The 15,587-nt window shown below is 43.3% G+C and carries 20 protein-coding genes; 4 read left to right on the top strand and 16 right to left on the bottom strand.

Annotated features, from left to right (window positions below; all coding sequences use genetic code 11):
* Window positions 1–24 precede the first annotated feature (24 nt).
* From ablB to cgeC, 10 genes are all read right to left on the bottom strand, one after another.
* Window positions 25–852: a putative beta-lysine N-acetyltransferase gene (gene ablB / locus WA279_RS04195; RefSeq protein WP_336154370.1), complete on the bottom strand. Its 828-nt coding sequence runs from the start codon at window positions 850–852 to the stop codon at window positions 25–27.
* Entirely contained in the window at window positions 830–2,140 is a 1,311-nt protein-coding gene (locus WA279_RS04190; RefSeq protein WP_336154369.1) for a peptidase, read from the bottom strand. The genes ablB and WA279_RS04190 overlap by 23 nt, the downstream gene beginning before the upstream one ends.
* An 8-nt stretch (window positions 2,141–2,148) precedes the next feature.
* A complete protein-coding gene (locus WA279_RS04185) occupies window positions 2,149–2,802 on the bottom strand; it encodes a 3-oxoacid CoA-transferase subunit B (protein WP_015383895.1) in 654 nt (217 codons plus the stop codon).
* Window positions 2,787–3,476 carry a CoA transferase subunit A gene (locus tag WA279_RS04180; protein WP_032725995.1) on the bottom strand — a complete coding sequence of 230 codons (690 nt, stop codon included), beginning with the start codon at window positions 3,474–3,476 and terminating at the stop codon, window positions 2,787–2,789. Before WA279_RS04180 ends, WA279_RS04185 begins: the two co-directional genes overlap by 16 nt.
* A gap of 6 nt (window positions 3,477–3,482) precedes the next feature.
* Window positions 3,483–4,817 (bottom strand): aspartate aminotransferase family protein, encoded by a 1,335-nt coding sequence (locus WA279_RS04175; protein WP_251187768.1) that lies wholly within the window; start codon window positions 4,815–4,817, stop codon window positions 3,483–3,485.
* On the bottom strand, window positions 4,798–4,953 hold the full coding sequence (locus WA279_RS04170) for a hypothetical protein (protein WP_015714119.1): 156 nt from the start codon (window positions 4,951–4,953) through the stop codon (window positions 4,798–4,800). The genes WA279_RS04175 and WA279_RS04170 overlap by 20 nt, the downstream gene beginning before the upstream one ends.
* Window positions 4,947–5,096: a YjcZ family sporulation protein gene (locus tag WA279_RS04165; protein WP_015251877.1), complete on the bottom strand. Its 150-nt coding sequence runs from the start codon at window positions 5,094–5,096 to the stop codon at window positions 4,947–4,949. Before WA279_RS04165 ends, WA279_RS04170 begins: the two co-directional genes overlap by 7 nt.
* A 43-nt stretch (window positions 5,097–5,139) precedes the next feature.
* A complete protein-coding gene (cgeE, locus tag WA279_RS04160; RefSeq protein ID WP_251187769.1) occupies window positions 5,140–5,919 on the bottom strand; it encodes a spore maturation N-acetyltransferase CgeE in 780 nt (259 codons plus the stop codon).
* 28 nt (window positions 5,920–5,947) lie between these two features.
* Window positions 5,948–7,228, bottom strand: coding sequence for a spore maturation glycosyltransferase CgeD (gene cgeD, locus WA279_RS04155; RefSeq protein WP_335388611.1), 1,281 nt, complete (start codon window positions 7,226–7,228; stop codon window positions 5,948–5,950).
* A 64-nt stretch (window positions 7,229–7,292) separates the two neighbouring features.
* The gene (gene cgeC / locus WA279_RS04150) at window positions 7,293–7,598 is read right to left on the bottom strand and encodes a spore maturation protein CgeC (RefSeq protein WP_014477111.1); all 306 of its coding nucleotides are present in this window, start codon (window positions 7,596–7,598) and stop codon (window positions 7,293–7,295) included.
* 204 nt (window positions 7,599–7,802) lie between these two features.
* On the opposite strand from cgeC, the gene cgeA reads away from it, so the two are divergent.
* Both cgeA and cgeB read left to right on the top strand, forming a co-directional pair.
* On the top strand, window positions 7,803–8,204 hold the full coding sequence (gene cgeA / locus WA279_RS04145; protein ID WP_336154362.1) for a spore crust protein CgeA: 402 nt from the start codon (window positions 7,803–7,805) through the stop codon (window positions 8,202–8,204).
* 6 nt (window positions 8,205–8,210) lie between these two features.
* A complete protein-coding gene (gene cgeB, locus WA279_RS04140) occupies window positions 8,211–9,164 on the top strand; it encodes a spore maturation protein CgeB (RefSeq protein WP_336154360.1) in 954 nt (317 codons plus the stop codon).
* A gap of 70 nt (window positions 9,165–9,234) precedes the next feature.
* Here the strand turns inward: cgeB and WA279_RS04135 are convergent, their stop codons facing one another.
* On the bottom strand, window positions 9,235–10,383 hold the full coding sequence (locus WA279_RS04135; protein ID WP_283934436.1) for a phytase: 1,149 nt from the start codon (window positions 10,381–10,383) through the stop codon (window positions 9,235–9,237).
* 371 nt (window positions 10,384–10,754) lie between these two features.
* On the opposite strand from WA279_RS04135, the gene WA279_RS04130 reads away from it, so the two are divergent.
* Window positions 10,755–11,780, top strand: coding sequence for an SDR family NAD(P)-dependent oxidoreductase (locus tag WA279_RS04130; protein WP_064671101.1), 1,026 nt, complete (start codon window positions 10,755–10,757; stop codon window positions 11,778–11,780).
* Window positions 11,781–11,823: 43 nt separating this feature from the next.
* Here the strand turns inward: WA279_RS04130 and msrB are convergent, their stop codons facing one another.
* A complete protein-coding gene (msrB, locus tag WA279_RS04125) occupies window positions 11,824–12,258 on the bottom strand; it encodes a peptide-methionine (R)-S-oxide reductase MsrB (RefSeq protein ID WP_021481498.1) in 435 nt (144 codons plus the stop codon).
* Window positions 12,259–12,792: a peptide-methionine (S)-S-oxide reductase MsrA gene (msrA, locus tag WA279_RS04120; protein WP_014477117.1), complete on the bottom strand. Its 534-nt coding sequence runs from the start codon at window positions 12,790–12,792 to the stop codon at window positions 12,259–12,261.
* Window positions 12,793–12,923: 131 nt separating this feature from the next.
* Here msrA and WA279_RS04115 point away from each other — a divergent pair, with 131 nt between their 5' ends.
* Window positions 12,924–13,349, top strand: coding sequence for a MarR family transcriptional regulator (locus WA279_RS04115; protein ID WP_004398634.1), 426 nt, complete (start codon window positions 12,924–12,926; stop codon window positions 13,347–13,349).
* A 49-nt stretch (window positions 13,350–13,398) separates the two neighbouring features.
* On the opposite strand, the gene WA279_RS04110 is transcribed toward WA279_RS04115, so the two are convergent.
* From WA279_RS04110 to WA279_RS04100, 3 genes are all read right to left on the bottom strand, one after another.
* Window positions 13,399–14,736, bottom strand: coding sequence for an MATE family efflux transporter (locus tag WA279_RS04110; RefSeq protein ID WP_014477118.1), 1,338 nt, complete (start codon window positions 14,734–14,736; stop codon window positions 13,399–13,401).
* A 71-nt stretch (window positions 14,737–14,807) separates the two neighbouring features.
* On the bottom strand, window positions 14,808–15,002 hold the full coding sequence (gene ypmT, locus WA279_RS04105; protein ID WP_003230808.1) for a protein YpmT: 195 nt from the start codon (window positions 15,000–15,002) through the stop codon (window positions 14,808–14,810).
* Between the two features lie 12 nt (window positions 15,003–15,014).
* Entirely contained in the window at window positions 15,015–15,578 is a 564-nt protein-coding gene (locus WA279_RS04100) for a YpmS family protein (protein WP_015251867.1), read from the bottom strand.
* Window positions 15,579–15,587: the final 9 nt, after the last annotated feature.

Here is a 15,587-nt window from a genome sequence, read left to right as displayed (position 1 = left end):
ACTCCTCCTCGCGCATATTTTGACTTACAGTTGCTTGCACCAAATATTCATGTTTTCAAGGCCTTCGGCTATGAAGCAATTATTGACCAGCCTTCCGCCATACTGATAACCTGAATGGTACAACACAGCATTCATCCCAAAAGACGAAGCACGGGCGAGAGAAAACACATGAAAGATATCCTTTCCAGCCATTTCTTTTTCTAACGCCTTGATTAAAAAGCTTGTTAACGAATGGCCGCGATATTCCGGCAGCACAGCGCAATCGGTTATTTCTGCATGCCCAAGCTCTGGATTGATTTCTGCGCTTGCTGCGCTGATCAGGCGGTCATGATCAAGCATGATATAATACACCGTATTTGCATTCATCGTCTTTTCAATATAAGCGGGGTCAAATACCGGGGTTGGGTACGTGCGGAATACTTTTTTATACAGCATCGAAAGCTGGTACATGTCGTTTGTTTCTGCTCTTCTCATCGTAAAAACGGGTGTACTGTCGTTGCGAAGACGGGGCGCTGTGCGATATATGGCTTCGATGATCTCCTGTTCCTCTGTATAAGAATCTGTTTGTCTCCGGCTTTCTGACAGGTAACGTACCATGACACAAGCCGAATGGCCGAGATAATAGCCCTTTAGATAGCCCTCCGGCGCAAATAATTGTTTGGCAAACATTGGCTCATCATGCTGCTTCGCATAGACGATGATTTTTTCTGCATTCTCTTCTTTTGCCGCTGCCACGATATCCGGCAGGGCCTTCTCAATGGCTCCGTCATAACGGACCACTCTGATTCGTTTATTAAAGCCGTCATGGTCCAAAACTGCTGTGACACCGCTACTCTTTATTGACTTGAGCATCCGCATCCTCCCCATCTGTATGAAACCCGCACCAATCCATGACAAAAAGTGCAATAATTTTAGCAGATTCTATCATGGCTTCAACCTCAATGTATTCATTGGCCTGATGAGCCGTTTTTGTTTCCCCCGGCCCGAAAACGATTACTGGTGTATCTCCTGCATGGTACAAAAGCCCCCCATCCGTTCCCCACGGGGAAGCCTCAATAATCGGCTCTGTCTGTTTCATTTTTTGATAGGCTGATTGCAGCACAGAAATTAAAGGGTGATCATCAGGTAAATCGTTCGGCAGCCATTGAGCGCCAAACCATTCGACTTGTACGGGATGGCGTTTAAACCATTCGTCATGGTATTCTAAATCCTTCAGCCAGTTTTCCAATTCAAGTTTTACAGCTTCTGGTTTCTCATGGGGAGCAATTCCGCATCTCCCCTCTATGACGACACGGTCTGCAACTGAAGATGGCCAGGCACCGCCTGAGATGGTGCCGATATTCACCGGTACCGGTATTGGGATATTGTCATACAGCGGATCTGAAATTCTCGCATTGCGGACTTTCTCCAGCTCTTGTATCGCTGTGATAACGTGCATGCTTTTTTCAATCGCGCTTACCCCTTCGTAGCGTGTGCCCCCATGTGCGGATAATCCCTTCACAGTGATCCGAAACCACATCGAACCCTGCTGCTTAATAAATAGTTTCATATTCGTCGGTTCAGGAATCAGCGCCCCGTCAGCACGATAGCCTCTCATGATGGCGGACAGTGTACCGGCGCCGCCGCACTCTTCATCTACAACACTCTGAAACAATACATCTCCCTTCAGTTTGACATCGCAGGCGTGCAGGGCTTCTAAAGCAAAAAGAAGGGCTGTATTGCCTCCCTTCATATCCGTTGAGCCGCGGCCGTATATTTTACCGTTTTCTTCGACAGCTTGATACGGTTCATACTTCCAATCCTTTACGCTTCCTTCAGGCACAACATCGATATGGCCGTTCAAAATCAGGGACCTGCCTCCGCCGGCTCCCGTTTTTTTAGCCACGATATTCGGGCTCTCATGAAAATCGGATCGGTTAGATTTAAAGTAGGAATGCTGTTTTAATTGCTTTATGCTTGGCTCCCATACATCAATGTCCATATGAAATTGCCGCAGCTTTTCAAGCACAACAGCTTGGGCGTTAAACTCTGACCCCAATGTGCTTTTTTCCCCAATCAGCCTTTTGAGAAGACGAATGGCTTTGGCCGAATGCTGATCAAGCCACTCGATTACTTTTCTTTCAATGTCTTGCATCCTCATTCCCCCTCTTAAGAAAAAGGCATATCTATTTTGATTTCAGCTTCTGTCAGCCTCGTCACCTCATCGATTGTCGAGCCATTCATCAGCTCTTTTAAAATGAAGTGATGGCTATCGACCTCAAGAACCGCTTTTTCGGTAATAATCAAATCTACACAGCCTGCAGCAGTTAATGGCAGCGTACACCTTTCTGTTAATTTAGGCCTTCCCTTTTGATCTGTATGACTCATGACGACAACCACTTTTTTCGCTTTTTGGGCAAGCTCCATCGCCCCGCCCATACCAGGCACCTTTTTTCCCGGAACAAGCCAATTTGCCAAATCTCCTGATTGGCTCACCTGCAGGGCGCCTAAAATCGTAATGTCAATTTTGCCTTTTCTGATCATCGCAAAAGACATGGTTGTATCAAAATAAGACGCCCCTTTTACAGCGCGGACAGGATATCCTGCGGCGTTACATAAATGCGCATCCTCTTCTCCCTTTTCGGGACTTTCTCCAATGCCAAGGACACCGTTTTCCGCTTGAAACATGACCTGCATGTCAGGCGGTAAAAAGTTCGGTACCAAGGATGGGATACCGATACCGAGATTCACAATCATGCCTTGCTTAATTTCAGTAGCAGCCCGTTTTGCAATCTGTTCTCTTTCTGCTACTCCCAAGCCCATTTCCACTTCACTCCCTCGCTTCGTACAACTCCCTCAACAAAAACCCCCGGTGTGACAATCATTTCTTCAGAAATCTCCCCCATCGGAACGATACGCTCAGCTTCGGCAAAGGTTCTCCTGGCGGCCATTGCCATAAGCGGATTCATATTGCGCGCGGTTTTGTCATACGTTAGATTGCCGAATTCATCTGCAATGTAAGCATTGATAAAAGCAAAATCAGCCGTCAGCGCCTCTTCAATCAAGTATCGTTTTCCCGCCACTGTTACGATGTCCTTTTTTTCGCAAACCATTGGATTATCAATGCCCACATCGGTTAAAATACCGCCAAGTCCCGCTCCGCCAGCGCGAATCCGTTCCGCAAGCGTTCCCTGAGGTGAAAATTGAACCTCTAACGTCCCCTCTGTCATCTGTTTTCCGGCTACAGGATTGGAACCGATATGCGAGGCGATCAGGGTTTTGACCCGTTGATTAACAATAAGCGGGCCGATCCCTATATCCGGGAAACCGGCGTCATTGCAAATCACAGTTAAATCCGTTACACCGCTGTCCAATATCGCTTCAATCAATGAAGGAGGCGACCCGACTCCCCCAAAACCGCCAAACATCAGAACCGATCCATCCCGAACATCTGCAATTGCTGTGTCAATGCTGATTGCTTTTTGAAATGGCGCCATTTAATGTCAATCCTTTTTTAAGTTTTTTTCGACCGCTGCAACTGTTTCTGAAAAAATAGAGATAAGCTCTTCCATTTCACCGTCTGAAATGGTAAAAGGAGGAGCAATAATGACAGCATCTCCTTCTCCACTGTCTATTCCAGCTTTGGAAGGATAAACAATCAGCCCGCGTTTTTTCGCCTCGCTGACAATAAGCTGGGTTACCGCCTGCTCTGGCGGAAACACTTTCTTCGTTTTTTGGTCTGTCACAAATTCAATGCCTAATAGCAGTCCTTTTCCGCGCACATCACCTATAATGCCACTTTGAGATGCCGCCTCATCAAGCTTTTTCTTCAGCACAGCGCCCTTTTTTTCTGATTGTTTGATCAAGCCGTGCTTTAACACATATCGCAAAACTTCAAGAGCAGCTTTGGCTGAATAGGGATGTGCACTATATGTGTGACCGCTCATAATCACACCTGACCCTTGTTTTATCGTTTCAATAATAGAATCAGATACGACGGCAGCGGCAATAGGTGCATACCCCGCACCGAGTCCCTTCCCCAGTACAGCAATATTAGGTACGGTATCCCAATGCTCTGTCGCGAGCATCCTTCCTGTTCTCCCAAGCCCCGTCATCACTTCATCTGCAATAAAAAGCACATCGTGTGTGCGGCATACCTCACTTAATCTCTCATAATATCCCGGAGGCGGAGTAATCGCTGCTCCTGCAGCACCAATAATAGGCTCAGCCACAAAGCCGGCGATGAATTGGCTTCCGATTCTTTTGATCATAGTGTCCAGTTCATCAGCTGCAGTCTGAACAAAGTCTTCTTCCGTCTCATAATTCAGCCGATAAATATGTGGAGCTGAGATAGCTGGATACCGCTCAATGAGATGGGTGAACCGGTATCTCCTTTCATAAAAACCAGACAATGAAAGCGCTCCCAAAGTTATTCCGTGGTAACTGCTCCATCGAGACAAAAAGATGGATTTTTGTGTTTGCTTTTTTTCCTGCCAATACTGAATGGCGATTTTCATAGCTGTTTCTATCGCTTCTGATCCGCTGTTGACAAAAAAAGACCAATTCACGTCTCCGGGCAGCTCCTGTGCCAAGAGAGCGGCTAATTGCTCGGCGGGCTCACTCGTAAACTGTGAGCGGTAAGCAAAAGACACCTGATCAAGCTGTTCTTTCAGCTTCTCAGTCACATCACGAACTCCGTGGCCGATATTACATGTCACCGCACCTGACGAGCCGTCGAGATATTTTTTTCCGGTCTGATCATAAACAAATGAACCCTTCGCATAACTGACAATCGGATAGGCCGAGCTAAGCTCTGGCTTAATCAAATAACTGCTCATGCTCCCACCTCAAAACCCCTTTTACCATATTGTATGAGTGTCCAAATGGCGGCATGACGTTCCCCGCAAAAACTTTTTCACATAAAAAGAGCCTTCCTAATAGGGAAGGCTCTTTTGGAATTTCAGCATCTAGCAAATAAAAGCGGCTCCAACAATAATTAATAAAATGAACAAGACAACAATTAACACAAATGTATTTGTCCCGCAGCCAAATCCGTAACCGTACCCAGAGTATCCATACATACTGTTTTCATCCTTTCTTATCACGATATACGGCATTTTATGCGGGCCAAGTCCCAAATGGTTTGTGCAAACGCCTATTTCATGTAAGGAAATAATGAAATACAGTATGCACCCGCTCATATTTTTTAAACGTCAGCTTTTCGTAAAACTGAGTTGCACCGTCAGTGCTTGCAGCCACTAAGTAGGCTGCTTCCATTCCTAGTGATTTGGCGATGGACAGCATTTCTTTCACTAAGATACTGCCGTAGCCCTTCCTTTGAAACTGATCTAAAATTGCCACTTCTTCGATTTTAGCCGATTTCTCTTGATGATCGATAAACAGCTCGCCGCACCCAATGGGAACTTTCTGTGCCTGGTCGCTGTAACAAACAACAAGAATGATTATACCTGCTTCATAGAAAGGATATTTTCTTTTTAATTTTTGTTCAGCGATTGCTTCTCCAATATAAATGGAATCGTAAATTTTCATAATAGAAGATCCGTCGCTAAGACTTTTTGCCGTCCCCCATGCGGTTAAAGGATGTCCCATCTGCCCCTTCCAGTCACTAAGCTTCATGTCATATAGTAGCTCATCCTCGACGACAAAACCGCTTTTTATAAGCGACTGCTTCAAACCGAGCGGAAAAACATGCTGCGGCGACGCTTTTAAATGGAGATAATTCGCATCAAGCAGCTTTGGTACGGAGGGTAAAAAGTTAAGTAACCGCTCCAATGGAAACGTATCATGGAGCTGAACAAAGTTATGAGAAAAAATTTGCGGAAGCTGCGGATCTCTGTATACGCTGTAATGATCAAACGATGCCGATTCAGACGTTAACAATATATATTGATGTTCCGTTTTTGAATAATGTCCTGTCATGAACGTCTCCTTTTTATGACCTATACCTTTACTCTGTTGCAATATTCAATTTCTTTATAATCTCATCGTACACCGGATAAAACGGCTTTCCAATTGGAAATTGCTGAATATTTCGGAAAGAAGCGGAGATTGGCTTCTGATGTAAAAAAAACTTCCTTGTTACTTGTTCACTAATCGGGTGAAAGACGCCGTTTAGAAACAAAAACGGCTCGCGTTCGATGAAAAACAGACGTCGGCCAGGCGGATTTTTGATCAATTCAGATCGTTTCCACGTAATCGGCGGCCCTTCCGGAAGCGTCTCCATCTCTTCTTTTCCAATTGTCACTATGTCTTTTCTTTGAAATTGATAAAATTGAAACGCATACTGGTCCACAATTCGCCTTTTTTTTCCGGCTTCGATATAAAATATTGCAGGATGGTCAGCTTCCTTTACTAAAATATAATTCGGAATGTTTAAAATTTTGCCAATCCTATATTGAAATAAATATGGGTCTGGAACAGCGACAGTCCGATTTAGATACAAAAAACCCCACTTTTCTCCAACAGGATGCCTTACACCCTGATCAAAAAAATACACATTTTGATCTGAACCTTTTACAAAAGAGCCGTCAATCAAATCGGCGGGCAGAAACCGATATGCATTTTGAAATGAATCTGGGGTTTTATAGGTTGTGTCTAATACTTCATTTATCGGCAGAAATGGGGTAAAGTTGTTGAGTCTCGCCCAAAAAATTGCGTCGCCATGATTCCAATGCTTCATATCATCATCCCAGTAGCCTCCAAATTTATGGTGGATGAGATTAAGTAACGAACGGCGATGCATAACGGAGCAATGATCAACTTGAAAAGCGGCCTGATCAAGCACTGCATTGGCATTTCTGTAGAAATGTGAGATTTCCTCTCCCCTTTCGTTTACATGTACAACTTTTTGTTTTGAATAGACCGCCTGCGCTTCAGGCTTATGTGAAAACTCTTGCACCATACGGCTCAGCCGCTCAGGATGATAAACAGTGTCGTCAGTAAGATACGAAATGTAATCGCCGTCTATAAATGGGAGCGCACTGTTAATTAATGTGGCATAACGGGCTGTTTTTAATCGATCTGCAGGATGCACGAAACTGTTATGATATTGAATGCGCCGGTCATGGAGATACTTGTGAATCACCGCAGTTGTTTCTGCATTCGAATGATCATCCATGATAAAAAGCTCCCAAAGATCATGCGTTTGCTGTATCACGCTTTCGATCGCTTTTTGCAAATAATCGGGTTTGTTGTAACTTGTTAAAATAATAGACACTTTCTCTCCCATCTATACCGCCTCCCGCCGTCAAACATAAAAACGGCTCCGCAGCAAGCAGAGCCTCTGTCATCATTTAAAAAGCACCCCAGCTTACAACACTTGAGAGTGAAACATGAGATCTCGTGTTATTTAACGGGTTTTGGAAAATAACCAAATCAGTCAGAACTTCTTTTACGATGACATTTTGAAGTGTATCTCCGTTGATCAAATTGACTTTTGAAACCGGTACGCCCAGCTCTTTGGCAAAAACAAGCTGGCGTCTGAGGTCAGATGGATTTCCTTCAGAAGACGATTGACGTATCAGCAGAATCAGCAAAAGCAAAATAAAATGCAGTTCATCTTGGTTTTCTTCTCGATCCACTTGTTTCTCTAAATCCAAATCATCTCTCTCCCTTATCCTTATCTCTGTTTTACAATATGTACGACTCCGATTTATGGTATAGGCTATGTCCATTCCATTAAAAAATCAGCATTTTCCTTAAATAGGTGAAAAATAGATCAGGTACGGCGTTCGACTCATACCAAATTGCAACCAGAAGAATATGATTAACGTGAGTTCACTATCGAATAGGAGGTGTGTGTAATGAGCTCTGAAAACGCACAGTTAAAAAAGGATTTAATTAAAACCGTTTTAAGTCCTTTATTTCCAACTGCAACAGAAGGAGGAGAAAATATGGATAGTAACCTTAAAGACTTGCTTGAAGCTGCCATCGATCAAAGAGTAGATGAAAGTGAGACGGTTACGGCAGAATCTCTTTTAGACCCTTCCCTTCCGGCAAGATGGATTTTTGCCAGAGTTACGCCAGGCACGACAATCAGCATTGTAACCGATTCAGGAGACATGATCGGGCCGGTTGTCTTCGTTGCTTTCGATCAGGTTCACGGGATCGTATTTGTAACACAGGAAAGCTCCGTCACTCCAGCAGGCCAAGCTACAACATTAATTGATGTAGACAAAGTAGAAAGCGTTACGTTCTTTTCATAACATCCGATGAAAGTGTTGTATATCCAGTCGGGATACGGAGGAATATATTGTTATTTTGATCGCTGGGCTGAAGAATGTTTTCGGAACACTCATACAGAGTATATGTCTGCAGATACACTTGAAGCAGAAACTTTGGTGAAGATCGAAACGTTTCAGCCGGACTTCGCACTCTTGATGGTTGGAGACCGCGTTCCTCACGACTGGCTGACCTGGTTAAAGGGTAAGGGTATCCCCGTATATGTTTGGCTGACCGAAGACCCATTTTATATGGATATCAGCCTACAGGTAATCAAGCTCGCTGACGCCATATTAACCATTGAACAAAATGCCGTTCTCTATTATCAAGGGCTCGGCTACCAGCACGTCTATTATGTTCCGATACCAGTTAATCATCGGCTGTTTAAAAAAATGGGCACCGAACATTCCTATCATTCAAATCTGTTAATCATCGGCTACCCTTACCCTAATCGGGTTCAGCTTATGAAAGAAGCGGTCCATCTGCCATTCACGGTTCGGGTATTCGGCAAGGAATGGAGAAAATATCTGCCTAAAAAAGTGCTCAAACAGCCGCATATTGATGTCATCAGCACATGGGTTCCACCCGAACAGGCCGTTCATTATTATAATGGGGCAGACATCGTAATTAATGCGCATCGTCCCTATCATTTTGCTTTCAACCAAAATACTATGCGCATCAAAAATGCCAGTTTTAATAACCGAACGTTTGATATCGCTGCATGCGAAGCATTTCAATTAACAGATTTACCCGCGGCGCATCCTTTTTCATCCTTTATTTCTTATCACGGCATGAACGACTTTAAGGAAAAAGCCGCTTTCTATATCAACCACCCTGAAGAACGGCAAAAAGCTGCAGCAGCCAATTATAAAGAGACCGTACCCGCATTTACGTTTGATGAGCTTCCTGCAAAACTAAAAGCGATTCATCTGGCGCTTTCTTGAAAAATCGTTCATTGCTATGAACGATTTTTTTATTCATAGAAAAAAGCAGCTGCACAAGCTGCTTTCTATTCTAGCCGTCAGAACGGTCTTTCAGCTTCCTCGGATTTACCTGTTTATGAAGATCAGGCATTCCGCCGAGATGCTGTGCAATTTGTTCCCACGATACAATTTTGAAATTTTGATTGACGGTTTGTCCGTTATCGATATTTTCGCCATCCTGCGCCACAAAAATTCCGTACGGATATTTTGGGCCAAGTCCGAAACCGAGAACATCAATACCATCCGTGTCACTAGTACCGTCTATTTTCTCGCCATCTGTAATCTCAAAGTTGGCTACATAGCGATTTTTCCCCTGACGTTCATACATTGCATAGCTGTTATTTCCTTGACTTGAAGCCATGAGATATCCTTTGCCATTTGGTGCATAATAGATTGTCAGTCCTTCAATATCAGCTGTCAAATGATCTCCTGTCGCACGGTCAACAACCTGCCCCTTTGACCCTCCGCCGGGCTCAGCGTTAAATTTCCAGATGGCCTCATCTTCCTCTGCTATGTATAGGTTCCCATACTCATCATCCGCAACAAGGCCTTCGGTCTGAGAATTCAACTTAAATTCACGCACCTTTTTCCCTGTTACATAACCCTTTCCACCATCAACAATTTCATACTGCTCAAATTCCCCTTGTTTGCCTGTCACTAATGCGTAAAATGCTCCTGTTTTCTGGCTGTGATACAGGCCGAATCCATAAACCTCAGAAATATTTGTGGAAATAGGATGGTTCGGATCTGTAATGCTTTTCAATTTTCCTTTATCCCCGTCTATTGCATATACTTCAATTGTATTTTTTCCTTCGGACCGGTTGGATGCGGCAGCAATATCAATTTTTTCGCCGTTCAATGGAAAATCATAGCGCAGATCGACATTATTGAGCTTGCCAAACTCATAAGAATGAAGCTGTTTTCCGTCTAAATCATACACAACGAGCCCTGACTTCTTATTTGTTGTAATCAACTTGCTTTTTTCCGGGTGTTTTTCATGAACCCAAATGGCCGGGTCATCTGCTGCGTCATCGCCAGATGCGACCGGATCTGTCTCCGTGTGTGCAGTCACTTTGAAATGATGTTCCTCATTCACATAATGAGCCGACACCGAGGTTGCTGTCAGGCTAAGCAATAAACCCGCGGCAGTGCTTAGCAGCATTGTTTTTGAAACCTTCATTTGGTACCCTCCTCTTTTATCACTATCACTACTATTGTAAAATATATACAGGTGATTACCGTGAGGAAAATGAACCTTTTTTTATAGGGTTTCTGACTCATAAACAACTTATTCCCGAAAGAGGTACGTGAGATGGACTTTGCCAGATTTCCTTTTGCGGAGCGAAATAAAAATATGTTGAATATTTAGTACATTGTTTATTTAGTTTTGTCGTTCCCTAGTTACGTCCATTTTTCCATTTTCTATTAAAAAAGAACACTTTGTGACATGATCATTCCCCTAAATTTTGTTTTATTGGTTGCTTTCATTAATTCGATTACAAAGTTGAACATATGATGCATGGTAGAGAAACGAGAGTTGGAGGATAAGCCATGCCTAAACAGCAAACAGCAGAACTAAAACCATTTTTCCATAACAAAACAGTTTTAGTCACTGGCGGAACGGGTTCAATCGGGAGTCAAATTGTCAAACGCCTTTTGCTGCTTACACCTAAACAGGTGATTGTATTCAGCAAAGACGACAGTAAACAGTATGTCATGAGCCAAAAGTATGCGGAGGATAAGCGGCTATTATTTGTACTCGGAGATGTACGCGATCACAGAAGGGTGAATCAGGTGATGAAAGGCGTCGATATCGTCTTTCACGCGGCTGCGCTGAAACAGGTTCCGACATGTGAGGACCATCCATTTGAAGCGATTCAGACCAATCTCATCGGCGGACAAAATGTGGTGGAAGCTGCCCTTTCACACCGAGTGCAGCATGTCATTAATATCAGTACAGATAAAGCTGTATCTCCTGTGAACACAATGGGTGCCACCAAGCTGTTATCTGAAAAGCTGTTTCATCAAGCAAACCGCCACGTCCAAAACAAAGGAACCTTGTTTTGTTCGGTCCGCTTTGGAAATGTTCTCGGTTCCAGAGGTTCGGTCATCCCCATATTATTTGAACAGATGATGGAGGGTGAACCTCTGACCATCACAGACAAAAACATGACCAGATTTTTCATGTCAATAGACGATGCAGCTACATTGACATTACAATCGGCTGCTATTACAAAAGGCGGAGAAACTTTTATTTTCAAAATGGAATCACTGAAACTTGAAGAACTGATTCATGGGTTTGAAGAATATGCATCGCAGCACGGGCTCCCGCTGCCGGCTGCAGTAGAAGTGGGCAAGCGTCCAGGTGAAAAGCTTCACGAAGAATTAACATCTCCACATGAAATTGAATCACTGTATGAATGGGGCAACCTTTATGCAATCCTTCCAGAGCCGGAAAAACATCCTGACTTTCGCAAAGTCAATCTGCCTGGGTATCAATCAGATCAAGCCCCGCTCATTACGAAAGAAAGAATTGCTCAGATTATTGAAGAATTGCATCAAGAGAAAAAGGCATAAAAACAAGCCTGTCTATCCATTAGGCAGGCCTGTTTTTAACATTTTATTTATTAAAGAGATGCAGATAGCTTTCGTATCCTTCTTCTTTCAGCTTATGCTTCGGAACAAACCGCAGCGCTGCTGAATTTATGCAGTAACGAAGTCCGTTTGGACCCGGTCCGTCATTAAATACGTGGCCAAGATGAGAATCAGCAGTTCGGCTTCTTACTTCTGTGCGAATCATGCCGTGGCTCGTGTCCAGTTTTTCTTCCACTTCTTCTTCTTCAATCGGCTTTGTAAAGCTTGGCCAGCCGCAGTGGGAATCAAATTTATCTTTGGATGTAAACAATGGCTTGCCTGACACAATGTCTACATACAACCCTTCTTCCTTATGATCCCAATATTCATTTTGAAACGGCGGCTCCGTGCCGTTATTTTGCGTTACTTCATATTGCATGCGATTTAACGACTTCATTTTTTCTTCTTTATTGTACGCCATTTATTTAGCCCCCCAATGCTCGCTGATAAATCCCGCACGTCCGGAACCTGTCCGGTAGCGCTGATAATGTGCTGGATTCTTTTTATAAAAATGCTGATGGTAGCCTTCCGCTTCATAGAAAGGTTCAGCTTTTAAAATGTCCGTTACAATCGGATCTTTAAAGATGCCGCTTTCAGCCAGACGTTGCTTGGAAGCTTCCGCAAGCTCCTTTTGTTTATCATTATGATAAAAAATGGCTGCGCGATAGGAACTGCCGCGATCAGCAAACTGCCCCCCGGCATCTGTCGGATCGATTTGCTGCCAAAATAATTCAAGCAGTTTTTCATAAGGGAATACATCAGGATTAAACGTGATTTGAACGGCTTCACGATGTCCCGTCGTTTCACTGCACACCTCTTCATACGTAGGGTTTTCAGTATGGCCGCCTGTATACCCGGACACCACTTTTTCAATTCCCGGCTGTTCGTCAAAAGGTTTAACCATACACCAAAAACAGCCTCCTGCAAATGTGGCGATTTCTTTTTTTTCAGACATACTGGTGCCTCCTTTGTTAATACGTGGTATTATTATATTATAGCATGTAAAAATAGAATGAAAATGATTCTGCTTTTCAATAAAATCTATAGGTTTTAAGCAATATGCTTATGTAATGGAGGTTCACAAATTTGAAAGTAAGAACACAGATGATGTACGATATGGAAACTTTACTCCGTAAAGTCTTTAAACAAATACGCAATGAAATCAATGAAATTTTAGATAAAGAGCTGTCGCGGAATGAATTCACCATTCTTCGGATCCTCAGTGAACAAGGGCCTAAAAAAGTCACTGAATTTGCGCCTATTTTAGAAGTATCGGCAAGCCACATTACGGCTGTGACCGATGCGCTGGTAGAAAAGGAATGGATTACGAGAATCAGATCGAAGGAAGACAGACGCATCATCCGCATTCATATCACTGAAGCGGGCGAAAAAGTCCTTCAGCACTTTAACGAGAAAAAAACGGAATATTTCTTTAAACGCTTTGACTGCTACACTGATGCTGAACTTGCCACGTTAATCGAGCTCTTCAGCAAACTTGATAAAAAACGGTGAAAAAAAGCACATACCGATATATAGGTATGTGCTTTTCGCAGTGCTTCACTTATTTTTCAGTAAACAGCTTCATTGCTTTCCAGCGGCCATATCTATAATACAAAAATGCCGCGCAGCTGCTAAATAAAAAACTCATTCCGATTCCAAGCCCGATTCCTTTTTGTCCAAGCCAAGCTGAAAATAGAGCTGTGAAAGGATATCTCAACACCCAAAACGAGATCAAATTTAATACCAGAACCTGCAGCATCGCTCCCGCGGCCCTGACGATTCCGTTCAGCACAAAATTAATCCCAATAAAAGGGTAGAAAAACGCGATCCACTTCAAATATTGTTCACCAAATGCGACCGCATCGGGCTCACTGATAAATAACCTTATGAGATATTTACCAAATACCCAAATCATAACCGCAATCACCAGCATGCAGGAAATAACAGCTATCACACCCAGCCTTGCAATTGTTCCCACTCTTTTTTCGTTTCCGATTCCAATATTTTGCCCTGCCATACTGTTGACGGCCGTACCGGCAGCCATTGCTGGAAGCGTGATGATGCTATCAAGCCGCTGCACCGCGCCAAAGCCTGATACCACGTGATCCCCGTATGAGTTAACAACACTCATAATCGCCATCATACCGCCTGTAATCACCATCATCTGCAGACCTGCCGGAATCCCGAGTTTCAAAATCAGCGCGGACTCTTCCCACTTGGGCATTCTCGGAATCGAGAATGGCACAAGCTTGTGTTTGATGACATAAAACAACCCATACAGAAACGCAATTCCCTGTGACAAAATCGTTGAATAAGCCGCTCCCGCTATTCCCATGCGGAACACAGAAATAAAGAGCGGCGCAAGCACTGTATTCAGTACAACAGCAAACGCAATAAACCGGAGAGGTGTCTTGCTGTCGCCCAGCGCACGAAGCACAGTACTAATAAAGTTATAACCAAACAAAAATAAAATGCCGATAAATTGAATCTGTAAATACGTCTCAGCAAGCGGTATCATCGACTCCGGTGTTTTTAGAAGACGCAGCAAAAGCTCTGAGAGAAAAAAACCGGCCGCGCCGAATCCGATGCTTAGGCCTGTTAATAAAACAACAAAAGCGTTAATATACGACGCCATTCCTTTTACATCATCTTTTCCTTTTTGCTGAGATAAAATGGTTAACGTCGCATTGTTTAGGCCCAAAATAAAAGACAGCACGGTCAAAACAATCGTGCTTGATACCGCGGCTGCCCCAAGGGCCTTTGCCCCCAGTAAATTGCCGATCCACAAGCTGTCTATAAATTGAAAGGAAACCTGCAATGCGTTTCCGAGCATAATAGGCATTGAAAACAGTACAAGCTGTTTCAGCACGTTCCCCTGTGTAAAATCGTATGCTTTCATCTTTTCTCCTTGTGTTCTCAAATTTTCTTCGGACCGCACGAAAAAAGAGACGTTGTTTCATGTCTCTTTTTTCATGACTTATCGGTTTTTTTTCGGTCTCGCATACCGAATGTAAACACCATCACACTTAGGAACAAGGCACAATAGGAAACATTCAAATACATTTGATCCATATCTTCAGCAGCCAGATGATGATAAGCAAGCCAGCCGAAGTACAGGGAAAATGTAAAGGATAATAAACTGAAATACTGGTAAATCCGTTTCATTTTCAGTCACCTCTATTGTTTAGGATGGTAATAGGAAAACTCAATTTCATCTTTTTCTAAATTTATCTTATCCGCTTTGACATACATTCCATTCGTTAAAGGCATTTCTGACAAACGCACTTCAATGCTTTTATCTCCGGGGTGAACATGGACAAATGACGGCAATTCATAAAAGCTGTCCATATAATTTAACACAAAGCTAATTGGTATACTCAATTTCCCTAACGAAAATTTCGTGACATTCAGCTCTACATCACCGTTTTTTTTCACAGTCGGCTCAAAAGCGATAAACGCATCAATAGACGTGGAAAATGCCTTGATTTTCCCTGCGACATGAACATCATCATCAATCTCTACTTTATAATCAAGCTTGTTTGATGCTTTGTCGTTTAAATATGAGTTAACAAACGCAGCTAATGATTCTTTTGTGCTTGTCACTTGAAATCCATACTCGCTCTCAGATGAATCCTTCACCTGAGCCTGTTCCCCCGGGAGCAAAACAAGTGCCACAAACCCGGCGGCGAGGATAAAATTGATTGCAAGCAATATAAAAAACAGTCGCTTCCACTTATTCATGCTGTCACC

The sequence above is a fragment of the Bacillus sp. 204(2023) genome, from assembly GCF_037027505.1.
GTDB lineage: Bacteria > Bacillota > Bacilli > Bacillales > Bacillaceae > Bacillus > Bacillus subtilis.
The sequence above is the reverse complement of the archived record's forward strand: the minus strand, read 5'-3'. Positions and strand labels throughout refer to the sequence as shown.